The following is a 12,602-nucleotide window of genomic DNA, read 5'->3' as shown; positions in this document are numbered from 1 at the left end:
TCCCATGGTGACATGATATTCACCTATGGGCAATCGGCTACAAAAAATCGTGGAGGTCAAGTTCACAAATGCTACAGCGACTCCATTCGGACGCGGGAACCGGACCCGAACGGCTGTGCCGGTGTAACGAGCAGCTTTCGCGGCAAGCGCGCCTGCAGCTCGGGAACGTGCGAAATGACCCCGACCGCCAAACGCTCGACGTGAAGCCGCTCCAGCGCCGACACGACATTGTCAAGCAGCTCCTGATCCAGCGTTCCGAAGCCTTCGTCGAGGAAGAAAAACTCAAGCGGATACTTGCCGCCGAGCTGAATTTGCGCGGAAAGCGCCAGCGCCAAGCTAAGGGACGTAAGGAACGTCTCGCCGCCGGATAGCGTTGAGACGGGCCGCTTGGTCCCGCCGTTCGCATCGTCCCGGATGACGAATCCGCCGCCGGAATCCACTTCGATGGCATAGCGCCCCCTCGTCAGCTGACCGAGCCGCTCGGAAGCGGCGCGGGTTACGCCGTAAAGCTGCTCCTCCGCAAGAAACTCGACGAACGCGTTGCCGCGGAACACCGTTTGGAGCTTCGTCAGCTGCCCCATCACCGTCGCAAGCCGTTCGTGCTCCTTCGTCAGCTTCATCCATTGCTCGTGCTTTTCTCTGAGCTGTTCGGCCCGCCGCTCCGCCTTCGCTCTCAGCGCCAGCGCCGCTTCCCGTTCAACCTTAACGGCCTGCAGCGCCTCCGCGCTTACCCGCCATTCTTCCTCGCTGATCGCTTTGCCTCCCAAGCGGGCCAGCACGGCCTCAAGCCGGGCGGAGATTCTCGTTGCCGTTTCCCTGTACCGCGACGTCTCCTCCTCCATCGCGCTTCGCCGATCGGGGGACAATCTTTGCGATAGCATTTCCTCGTCCGTAGCGAACGGGCTTTCCCGAAGCGCCTCCTCCCAGCGGCTTTGGGCCGATTGGAGCCGCTCCTGCGCGCCTTTCAGCGCTTCCGTGGCAGCCGCCAGCGCACGGCTCGCCTCCTCCAGCGCGAGGCGGGCCTCTTCTGCGGCGGCTCTCGCGGCCCGTTCGGCGCTCCTCCAGCCGTCGAGCTTGCCTTGCAGCGCCTGAGCTTGAGCGGCGGCGTCTCCGCCGCCGTCGAGCAAGCGCTTCAGCGCTTCCTTAACCTGCGAGAGCGTCTTGCGCTCGGCCGCTTCTTGCGCTTCGGCGTGAGCCAGCGCCTTCTCCTTCTCGGCGAGCTCGAGCTGCAGCGCTTCAAGCTCCAGCGCAATCGTCGCCAAAAACTCTTCGCTCTTGGCAATCCGCTCGCGCAGCTCGCCTGCGGCCTCATCCCGCCGTTCAAGCTCTCGAACGCGCTCCTCCAGCGTTTCCGGCGTCAGCCCCGGAAAATCGCGTTCCCACGCGGCTTGCGCTTCCGCCGCTTCCGAAGCGGCCGCTTCCGCCTTCGCGGCAGCCGAAGCAAGCACGCCGCGCTCGGCGGCAAGCGCCGCGGCAGCGTCGCGAAGGCGGCCTTTGCAGCCTTCCCATGCCTGCAGCGCCGCAGCGCTATCTCTCGCGAGCGTCGGAAGCTGCGCCGCCGCCTGTTCTACGCCGCGACGAAGCGCCTCGTAGCGCTCCCAAAGCGCAGCCGCTCCCGAACCGCTAGGTGCATCGGCTGCGGATCGTGCTGCGGCAGCTTCATTCCCGATCGCGCGCAGCTCTTCGCCGCCCGAGTCGCCCCGTGCCTCAGCCAGCGCCGCCGACAGCCGCTCAAGCGCGGATTCCGCGGAAACGGACTCCCGGCGAATGCGGTGCGATAGCTGCCGCACTTCGGCAAGCAGCTTCTCCAGCGATTGCAGCTCCGACTGATGTGCATGCCGCCCGTCTTCCGCCGCGTCGCCTTCTTCGGCTGTAAAATCGACCGCCCCGGAGCGATGCTCGGAGCCGCAAACCGGACAGCGGTCTCCCGGCTGCAGCTCCGCCGCCAGCGTCTGCGCCCACCGGCGGCGCTCGTCGCCTGCAAGCGCCGCGCTTGCTGCCGCAATGTAGTCCGGCAGCTGCGCTTCCCAAGATGTAAGAAGACGCAGCGCTTCGTCCAGTCCTCCGGAAAGTGCGCATAACGTCCCATGCAATGGCTTCATTCGGGCGGCAGCCCCGGCCGCCTCGCCTTCAAGCGCGCGAACCGCCGTTTCGCGCTCCGCGAAGGTACGGCCATACTTGTCCGCTTCCGCCTTCGCGGCATTCTCCGCTTTGACGGCCGCAAGCCATACGGTCCGCGCCGATTGGGCGGCGGACAGCAGCTTGCGCTCCTCTGCCGACACATCGCCCGCTGCAAGCTCCTTCTTGAGCTCCGCTTGCTTGTCGGCCCCTTTCGCACGCAAAGCCGTCTTCTTCGCCAGCGCATCCGCGCAAGCTTGCCGCTCGGCAAGCGCACGTTCCTTCGTCGCCGACCACACTGCGGCGGATTGCTCGCCGGCTTTCGCCTGCGCGGAAAGCTCCATCGCCTGCCGCAGCTGCTCGAGCCGCACCAGCGCCGGCGCTTCGCCCTCGGACAACGCGCGCTCCGCCGTCCGATGCGCCTCCCGCGCTTCGGCTTCCTTCCGCTCCGCTTCCGTGCGCTGCGCCTCGATGCGGCGAAGCTCCGCCGCCAAGCGCTCCGTCCGCTCCGCCGACTCCCGGAGCTCCGACCATAGCGGATGCAGCCGTTCCGCGGCTGCGGCGGCGGCCAAAGCCGCCTCCATGCCCGCGATCTCATTCCCGCGGGCCTCCAAAGCCGCGCGATCGCTCTCCAACATCCGCGCTTCCTGCTGCCACTCCCAAAGCCGCGCCAGCTCCGTATGCTTCGTCTCCGCGGCGCTCAGACGCTCCAAGCAGACCGCCTCCGCCTTGACGGCAGCCGACAGCTCGCGCTCAGCCGCCTCGACCTGCTCCGGCGACGCGTCACCGATGCCTTGAAGCTCGGCGGCGACTTCCCGCATCCGCGTATCGGCGCGGTTGCGTCTGCCCGCAAGACGCGCAGCCAGCTCGTCACCGTACCGCTCGAGCCGAAACAACCGCTGCAGCATCTCTCTTCGTTCTCGTCCCTTCAGGCCTAAAAACTCGGAAAATTTCCCCTGCGGCAGCACGACCGCCCGGGTAAAGTCCGTCATCGACAAGCCGATCAGCCGCTCCACCTGCGAGGTGACGTCCCCCGACTTGTCCGCCAGTACGACAGGTTCCCCGTTTTCCTGCGTCGACAGGCGGCTAAGCCGCTGCTCCACGTTTCCGTCCGGCTTTCTTCGGTATGTACGCTCGACCTTGTACCGCTTTCGGTCCGAGCCTTCCGCAAGCTCAAATTCAAAGGCGACGGCCAGCGTATCCTCCAGCGCGTTCATAATCCCTTGAATGCTGTTGCCCGCGCGCTCCACCGTTCCGTACATCGCCAGCGTGATCGCGTCGAGAATCGTCGACTTCCCGCTACCGGTCGGCCCGAATATTCCGAATACCCCGGCTTCGCATAAGGCCGCGAAATCGATGCGCTGCTCCTCGCGGTAGCTTTGCAACCCCGAAATCGATAAGCTTACCGGTTTCATACGCTCTCCGCCTCCTCTTCCTCGCGGACCAGCTCCAGAAACAGCTTAACCAGCTCGTCCCCCGGCTCGGCGCCGCCCGTCTGCCTCGCGTAAAACCGCCGGAACAGCTCGTCGATCGGCAAGCCCGCCTCCGTCCGGAGCGCGGCCGCCTCCTGCTGCAGCGCAAATACGGGGCGAATGAGCACAAGTCCTTCGCGGGACCGGCGCAACGACTGAATTTCATCCATCGTCAGCGCCTCCGTCAAATGCAGCTCCAAATCGATCCAAGCGCGCGCGTCCTTCCCTTCCTCCAGCCAGCGGTGAACTTGGGCGATGCCCTCCGTCGCCTTCCATCTCACGAGCGGCTTCCCGGAAGAGAGCGGAATCTCCTCAAGCTTCGCGCCCTCCCCCGGTGACAGGTCGACGATCGACACCGATTTCGCTTGGCCTGCTTCCGAGAATGAGAAGGCGAGCGGGGATCCCGAGTACCGGATCATCGGCCCGTTTCCGCTGCCGACAAACTGCGGCCGGTGAAGATGACCGAGCGCCACATATTGCGCAGCGGCCCCAAAAGCCGACGGATGGACCGTGTAGGCGCCACCGACTTGAATCGGCCGCTCCGACTCCGATTCGGCACCGCCCAGCGCGTACAGATGGCTCATGATCAAATTGACCGTACCGCTCGTAAATTTGTCCGCCGTCGCCGCCGCCACCAGCTCGCCGATCCGATCCGAGTACGCCCGCTGCAGCGTTTCCTCGTCCGTTTCGGCGGACAGCAGCTCCTTCAGCCGCGACTCCGACGGATACGGCAGCGCATACACGACCGCCTTCTCTCCGGTCCGGCTCACGCCAAACTCGATTGCCGCCGTCGTCGGCAAGCCGGTCAGCGTGATGCCGTGCCGCCGAGCAAGGGGTCCCGAGGCGGACAGCCGGTCGGGATGATCGTGGTTGCCCGCGATCGCCAGCACCGGCCGCGAACCGCCGTTCGACAGCCTTGTCAGCGCCTCGTAAAACAGCGTCTCCGCGTCGGCGGGCGGATTCACCGAATCATAGACGTCGCCCGCAATAAGCACAGCGTCGACGGCGGTTTCGTCCGCCATGCGCACCAATTCCTCCACGAACGCCTCATGTTCGTCCCATCGGCTTCTGCCTTCCAGCTGCCGCCCGAAATGCCAATCCGCAGTATGCAGTATTCGCAAAACGTTTTCCCCTGCCTTCCCTAATCCCGTTACAAACTCCAACATCTTTCCGAAATAAAACTTCCCGTTCCAAAATGACCCGCTGCCTAACTTCCTGTCTCAATATTTTCTTAACAACACTTCCGTTACAGCTTCAACACGGTGCTGCCGTCGAAGAAATATAAATATTTGGCGGTGACCGTCTTGCCGAGCGCAATTCGAACCGCTTCCGAGTACACCTGCAGCTGCAGACGGTAACGGCTTTCCAGCTCGTCCGTCCGCTCGCCGCGCACGCGGTCGGTTTTATAATCGATGAGCACGAAGCCGCCGTCTTCCTCTTCAAACAAGCAGTCGATCACGCCTTGCACCAGCACGAGCTCCGAAGCGGTTGCGGAGTCAAGCGCCGCGCCGCCGGCTTCTCGCCCGTACACGGCAGATGCGGGCAAGCCTACGCTGAACGGAAGCTCGCGCAGCACCCGCTTCGAGCGAAGCAGCCGCATGCCCGGCTCGGTCTGCATAAACCGGTATACCGCTTCCGAATCGACCGCAGCTCTCTGCTCCTCGGTCAGCAGCTCACGCAGCACCAAGCCCGCCGTATACTCCTCGATCTCAGCCGCCGTCAGCCCTTCCCGAAGCGGCAAATGCTGCATTACGGCGTGGTAGGCGACCCCGCGCTCCACCGGCGTAAGTCCCTTGCTCTCCAGGAACCGGGGGCGCTTCATCGGCTCGGCAAACCCTTTCTTCGGCTTCTCTCCTCCGAATTCAAATGCGTCGTCTTCCTCCTGCAGCCTGCGCTTCCACTCCGTGACGGACGTTTTGGCGTACAGAGCCGAAGCCGCCGGAAATTCGTAACGCCAGCCGAGCTTTCTCGCAACCAAAGTATCCAGCGCCGTCCATTCCTCGGGCACCGATTTGCCTTGGCGGATCGCTTCGTCGATCCACGGCGCCGCCGCTTCGCGGGTTGCCGCCGCTTCGGCGAGCGAATCGGTCGTAAGTGCGGCCAGACGAAATTTCGACCCGTCCCTGATGAGCGAGCCTTCCACCGAAATGCCGTACGCATCCCTGAGCTCCTCGGATGCGGGGTGGCGCAGCAGCGCGGGCATAATCCAATCGAGATAGCATGACGCTCTGGCGACGGCATAGGCGGGAAGAAGACGCCCTTCCTCGGCTGCCGCCGCTCCCCATCCTTCCATCTGACGGCCGAGTCCTTTGGCGGACCCGACCAAAATCAGCTTTTCTTTGGCGCGGGTCAGCGCAACGTACAGCACCCGCATCTCTTCCGCCAGCGCCTCCGCTCTCAGCCGCCGTCGAATCGCCAGCTGCGGCAGCGTCGGATAGGCGACGGAAAGCTCCGGATCGACGAATCTCGGCCCGAAGCCGAGCTCTTTATGAATCAGGAACGGCTCCCGTTCATCCCCGCGGTTAAACTGCTTGCCGAGTCCCGCCACGAATACGACGGGAAATTCCAAGCCTTTGCTCTTGTGAATCGACATGATGCGAACGACGTTCTCCGTCTCGCTCAGCGCGCGGGCGGCTCCCAAATCGGCGCCCGAATCGCGAAGCCGCTCGATAAACCGCAAAAACCGGAACAAGCCGCGGAAGCTGGTGGCTTCGTATTGCCGCGCCCGATCATACAGCGCCCGCAGGTTTGCCTGCCGCTGCGCGCCGCCGGGCAGTCCTCCGACAAAGTCGGAGTAGCCGGTTTCCCGGTAAATGCGCAAAATGAGGTCCGCCAGCGTGCCTTGACGCGCCGCCGTTCTCCACGGCTCCAGCACGGTCAAAAATTGGGACGCTTTGTCCTTCAGCACCTTCGCTGCTTCATCCGGCGGATGATCCAGCGTCGCAACGGCGCCTACGGCATCATATAAAGCGCCGCCCCTGCCGCCGAGCACCCGCAGCCGCCCCAGCTCCTCCGCGGTAAAACCGAACATCGGCGAACGCAGCGCCGCGGCGAGCGGAATGTCCTGCAGCGGATTGTCGATCGTTTGGAGAACGGAAACGACCGTTTCGACCTCAGGCGCCTCGAAATATCCGCCGCCCAGCTCCGCGTAGGCGGGGATGCCGTAGCCGCGCAGGCCTTCGATGATCGACGGCGACCAAGCTTTATCCGCCCTCAGCAAAATGACCATATCGCGGTACGTAACGTCCCGCATGCCGCCTGCCGCCTTGTCGTATACCTTCATCGCAGGCATTCCCGTCCCGCCCGTCAGACGGGTAATCATCTGCCCGATCGCCCGCGCCTCGGCCTCCGCCGTACTCCAATCGCCTCCGTCGTCCTCAGCGTCAAGCTCATCATCATCGGACGAAGAAGCCTCGACCGGCGCATCGTCCGCTTCTCCCGTCCGCGGATTACGGTCGAGCAGCACGAGATCGGCGGACAAATCGTGAATGCCGTCCCCTTCAGGGTAAACCGCGCCGCAAATCAGCTCCGCCCGCTCGTCGTAGTCAAGCTCCGCGGCCGCTTCGTGCATCGTTTGGCGGAACAAAAAGTTCACCGCATCCACCACTTCCAAGCGGCTGCGGAAATTGCGCGCCAAATCGATCCTAACGCCTTGTGCCGCCGCTTCCGCGTCCGACAATTCGCTGCCGTACGTCTTGTACTTATGTAAGAACAAGCCCGGTTCCGCAAGTCGAAACCGATATATGCTCTGCTTTACGTCCCCGACCATGAACCGGTTGCCCGATCTCTCGTCCTCCGGTGTATCGCCGCGCGACACGAGGCGGAGAATCGTCTCCTGCACCGCGTTCGTGTCTTGATACTCGTCGACGTACACTTCATCGAACTGCTCGCGGTACGCCAGCGCCGCCGCCGTCGGAACCAGCCGCTCGGGTGTTGAAGCAGCGTCCCGGACGATTTGCAGGCATGCGTGCTCGAGATCGGTGAAATCGACGAGACCTTTGGCCGCCTTGCGCTCCCGGTATGCGTCGCCGAAGCGCAGCGTCAGCCGCACGAGCTCCTCCATCAAAGGCGCGAGCTCGTTCAGCTCCGCCGCATAATCCTCTACCGATCTGGCCAGCAGCTGGTCTTTTACGGCCGAAAGCCGCTTCTTGGCGTCCTGCCGAAGCGCCTTCACCCGCTCCAGCAGCACGGCGTCCACATCGCCCTTCTGCGGCTTCAGCCGGCCGAAGGCCGCCGCATCCGCGCCGTTATGAGAAGCTTGCTGCAGCGCGTTCCAGCCTCCGGACGACAGCGCGAAAAGCAGCTTCTCCACTCCGTCGGCATCCTGCGCAAGATTATCCGCATACGCCTCCGGGCCGCCGGGACGAAGAGAAAGCTCCCGCGCTCTGCGCAATGTCGCGATGATGCCTTCCAGCTCTAGGCGCACGTCCTTCTCCAGGCTCGCCAGCCACGGATGCTTAGAAGGCAAGCCTTCCGGGACGCGAAACGCCGCGGCGGATTGCTTCAGCCACTCTTCGGGAAACGGATGGCTTCGCGAAAAATCGAAAAGGCGCTCCGTAAGCCGATATAACGCCTCATCTCCCCGCTCGCCGCCGAACCGTTCGGACAGCTGCCGGAAGGCGTCGTTATGCTCGCTCTCGCCATAAGCCTCCTCGAATGTCGCTTCAAGCGCCTCTTGGCGCAGCAGCGCGGCCTCCGTCTCGTTCGCGATGCGGAAGGACGGATCAAGCTCCGTCAAGTGCGCGTAGCGCCGAACTACCTCCAAACAAAACGAGTGAAGCGTCGTAATCGACGCCCGCCCGACAAGCGCAAGCTGCTTTCGAATATGCCGGGAGGCCGGATTTTGCGCTAACGCCTTCTCCAGCGCATCCCGCAAACGATGTCTCATCTCCGCCGCGGCTGCGTTCGTGAACGTAACGACGAGCAGCCGGTCGATGTCGGTCGGGCTCTGCTCGTCGGACACCGTCCGGATAATCCGTTCGACCAGAACGGCGGTTTTCCCGGATCCGGCCGCCGCGGCGACGAGCAGATGGCTTCCTCGTTCCGTAATCGCTCTCCACTGCTCGTCCGTCCATGTCGATTCCGCGGGTTTCGGGATCGCCGCATGCGTGTTGACCGATTTTGTCATGACTCCACCTCCCCTTCCATCCGCTCCCAAACGTCATCCTCCGATAGCGGTTGAAGATTGCGGTAATCGTTGCCCTCCAGCTCCGGATCGAAGCCGCAAACCGGCTTCAGCTTGCAGAATGCGCAAGCCGTGTCCGTCCCGCGCTTGTACGGCGAAGCTTCCACGACGCCTTCGCTGACCATCGTGCCGAGCTCCGTCATTTTGTTTCTTACGAATTTGCGAAGAATGTGCCAATGCTGCGCATCCGCCGCGGAGGAACGCTTGGCCAGGCTGCCGTCCGTTTTCAATTCCAGCGGCACGACGGGCGAATGGCCTTTATCCAGCTTCGTATCCATCATTTGAACGGCGGACGGGTCGTCCAGCAGCAGCCCCTTCATCTTGAACTTTCGGAACTGCTCAAACTCCGCCTGCGCCTGCTCCATGCCGTTCAGCGTCGTTAGGACGGGACGATGAACGTGGAAATAGAGCGCCCCCGCGGGAGCCGCCGGCGAGCCCAGCAGCTCCTTCGAATGCGTTGCGACGGCATCCAAATACGCAAGCAGCTGCAAAGACAGTCCGTAATACACGTCTGACAGCTTCAACCGAAGGCTTCGGGATTTATAGTCGATAATGCGGACGAGCAGCCCTTGTTCGCCCTCCGCGGCGTCGATGCGGTCGATGCGTCCGGACAGCTCCATCGTTACGCCGTTCGGAAGCGCAAACACAATAGGGGGAATGGCGCCGTCCGGTCCGAACGAGAGCTCCGAAGCCTTTTGCCTGAAGCCGCTCCGACGGTCTTGCTCCCTGAGCGCGGCCGCCGTTTTTCCGACGATGCTCTTCAGCTTTCCCGTAATGTACCGGTGCCGGTTCGAGCTGAGCAATATTTCCCCCGTCAGTCTCGGCGCCAAGGCATCCACGATCGCGCCCGCGCGCTCGATGCATTCCTCCGGCGACAAATCCGACCACGTCATCCCTTCCTCCTGCAGCTTCTTTGCCAAAAGGCTGAGCGAAGCGTGATACAGCTGACCGATGTCGGGGGCTTCCAGTCTGTACATACGACGTTCCTTCAGGCGCAGTCCGTACGTTGCGAAGTGGGAGAACGGGCACGCCGCAAACCGCTCGAGCCGCGAAACGCTGGAACGCAGCGTGGCGCCGTACAGCTCCCGCGCCGTTTCTTCCGACAAACGTTCGCCCCGGTTCGTGTAAAACAACGACGGCGTCAAGCTCCGCAGCCGTTCTTGCCACACGCGGTGCTCGGTCAGCCAGTTGTACACCGCCCACCAGACGCCGGAGATCGACTCTCCCCGCCTCCACCTGCGCAGCTGCGGCAGCAGATCGGAAACCGCGCGGCGCGGACCCGTAAGCAGCAACGCCGCCTCCTCGTCGGACAGGCCCGAAGGAGGCTCTCCCGCAGCAAAACGAAACGCAATATACGGCGAAAGCTTCTTAAGGAGCTTGATATATTCCGACGGCAGCAGCGATTTCCCCTCAGGGTCTGACAGGGAGTAGCTCGCCCACAGTCCGTCGGAGGGCAGGGCGATCGCGCAATAAAACAAAAACCGCTCGTCCAGCAGGCGCCTCCGCGCATCCGGCGCAATCCGAAGGCCTTGATCCAGCAGCGTTTCGCGCTCCGCTTCGGTGACGACGCTGCTTTCCTTCGGGCGCATCGGCATGACGCCGTCGTTCACGCCGAGCAAAAACAGCCGCTTCACGCCGAACGTCCTCGTCCGGTCCACGTTGCCGACGAGCACGCCGTCCAGCGCCGGCGGTACAAGCCCCATACGGATGCTTTCGAGTCCGGCGCCGATCATGCCGATAAACAGCTCCAAATCCGCAGGCTCGTCCCCGACGAGCTCCACCAGCTGATCGAGCGTATCCACCAGCCGGTCCCATATTTGGTCATGTTCCCTCGCCTGCTCCGGCAGCCCGTTTCGCTCCGCTTCCTCCCGCCATGCCTGGAGCTTGTCCGCGGCTCCCGTCTCCTCAAGCAGCAAATAAAGCGCCTCCGCCTGATCCTTGACGGAAGCCGCTTTGGATAATCGCTCTTCAAGCCGTTTGAGCGGCGCGGCGACCAGCGTCCGGCTGCGGTGGATGCGCTCCTCCTCTGCCAAGAGGCGAAGGCGGTCCTGCTCCTCTTCCGGCAGTTCGCCCTCCTCGTCCTCCAGCGACACTCTGTGCAGCACCTTCCAGCGGGAAGAATCCGCCCAGCGCGAGCCGTGGATGCCGTATTCGAGCACGTAATTTTCCAGCTTGTCCATCGCATAACGGGCCGCCTCGAACGTGCCGAACGAGCCCTTCGGCAGCAGCAAATCCGTCTTCACGCATCTGAAAACCGCATCATAGCTCCACCGGCTCTGCACCACCTCAAGGGCGGATCGAACGAGCTCGGTGAGCGGATGATGAAGAACTGTGCGCTTCTGGTCCAGAAAGTAAGGTATTTCGTATTCGTCGAACACCGACGCCAGCACGTCGGCATAGCCTTCCCAGTTGCGAACGAACACCGCCATCTCCCGCCATCTATACCCGTGCTCGGCGGCAAGCCTGACCATCTCCCGGGCGGCCGCCTCAGCTTCCGCACGCGGATTCGCCGCTTCGCAAATCGTGACGGCGGAGGCGTCGCGATTCGGATCCATAGCCGATTCGTTCGCAACGTATTTCGTCCCCGTCTGTCTGGCCACGTACGCGGTTGTCAATTCGAGAAGCGACGGATTGCCCGCATGCCGGTGCATGCCGCTTTCGCCGGAGAGGACGATCGTCTCTTGCTTCTTGACCCCTTCTTCCTCCGCAAGCTGCTTCAGCTGCAAGAGCGTGGTGGCTGTCGGGTGGAACAAATGAAGCTCGTCCGGCTGCTCCGGCAGCTCAAAATCGCGGTCGGCGCACAGCGTAACGGTGACGCCGGCCGCGCAGCGGAACAATTGGCGGAGCACGTTCAGCTCGGAAGGCGTAAAGCCGTGAAAGCCGTCCACCCAAATGCGAGCGCCGCGAATATAAGCCGAATGCGGAATGCTTTCGGCCAGCAAAGACAAGTAATCCTCGGAATCTATGTATTTTCCGGCCAGCTCCGTCTCCATGTCCGAGAATAACAGAGAAAGGTCGGACAGCTTGTCCTTCAACATGCCGGAAATTCGCCCGTTCTCTCCGTTCGCCATTTCGGCCAGCGCCTTCGCGTCGACCCGGTACCGCTTGCACTCCGCGAACCATTCCGCCGCCGCGTCGATCCAGCCTTGCCCTCCGTTGATTCGGCGGAACGCGCGAAGCTCGCCTTGGCGCTTGCGCGCGATTTTGTACAGAAGCATCTTCTTGCCCGTATCGTCAATATGTATGCGTGCCGCGCCACCGACTTCCTGCATGACGCGAAAGGCCAGCCGCCGGAAGCTGAAGCTTTGCGCCCGCACCGTTCCCCCTACCTCGGAGGCGAACATCCGGTCGGCGGCTTGCGTCATCTGCTCCGGCACAAGCAATACGAGCGGAGGCCCGTCCGGGGACGCCTTCAGCTCGGCCCCGATCTCCTCGAAGCAGCGGCGGCTTTTCCCTGTGCCCGCTTCCCCTATCATCCATCGAATCGCCACTTGCAACCCCTCTTTATATCAAAAATGTTCGCTTTTTCCGCTCATCGATCTTACTGCATCGTTTTTTCCAACTTATCACCGCTGTCGTCCCGTCGCAACGTTCAGTTTTTTCCGGCAGCGGCCGTTGTCTTCATTATACCTTCTTGCCCCATATTTGGAAAGAACGCTTGTTCGCAATGAAGGCTGGGAGAGGAGGTTCCAACCATTGCCGGGAAGTCGTGCGAAGTTAGTCTTGCTTCCTTTAACGGATTATGAGACTTAGGTTGCTAGATAAGAGGCGGCTGCTCCGAACTCCATGTAGGGTGCCTGTTCTCCCTCCGAGAACCGTTTTGGCAA

Annotated in this window: 4 protein-coding genes; all 4 read right to left on the bottom strand. The window is 62.7% G+C overall.

The window, feature by feature from the left end:
* Window positions 1-71 precede the first annotated feature (71 nt).
* Window positions 72-3,533: an AAA family ATPase gene (locus PT964_RS10240; RefSeq protein WP_274363252.1), complete on the bottom strand. Its 3,462-nt coding sequence runs from the start codon at window positions 3,531-3,533 to the stop codon at window positions 72-74.
* A complete protein-coding gene (locus PT964_RS10235; protein WP_274363251.1) occupies window positions 3,530-4,711 on the bottom strand; it encodes an exonuclease SbcCD subunit D in 1,182 nt (393 codons plus the stop codon). The genes PT964_RS10240 and PT964_RS10235 overlap by 4 nt, the downstream gene beginning before the upstream one ends.
* A gap of 125 nt (window positions 4,712-4,836) precedes the next feature.
* Window positions 4,837-8,718 carry a helicase-exonuclease AddAB subunit AddA gene (gene addA, locus PT964_RS10230; protein WP_274363250.1) on the bottom strand — a complete coding sequence of 1,294 codons (3,882 nt, stop codon included), beginning with the start codon at window positions 8,716-8,718 and terminating at the stop codon, window positions 4,837-4,839.
* Entirely contained in the window at window positions 8,715-12,266 is a 3,552-nt protein-coding gene (addB, locus tag PT964_RS10225) for a helicase-exonuclease AddAB subunit AddB (protein ID WP_274363249.1), read from the bottom strand. The genes addA and addB overlap by 4 nt, the downstream gene beginning before the upstream one ends.
* Window positions 12,267-12,602: the final 336 nt, after the last annotated feature.

Origin of the sequence: Paenibacillus thermotolerans, assembly GCF_028745515.1 — a bacterium.
In the GTDB taxonomy this organism is placed as follows: Bacteria; Bacillota; Bacilli; order Paenibacillales; family YIM-B00363; genus Paenibacillus_AE; species Paenibacillus_AE thermotolerans.
This window is presented reverse-complemented; position numbering and strand designations above follow the sequence as displayed.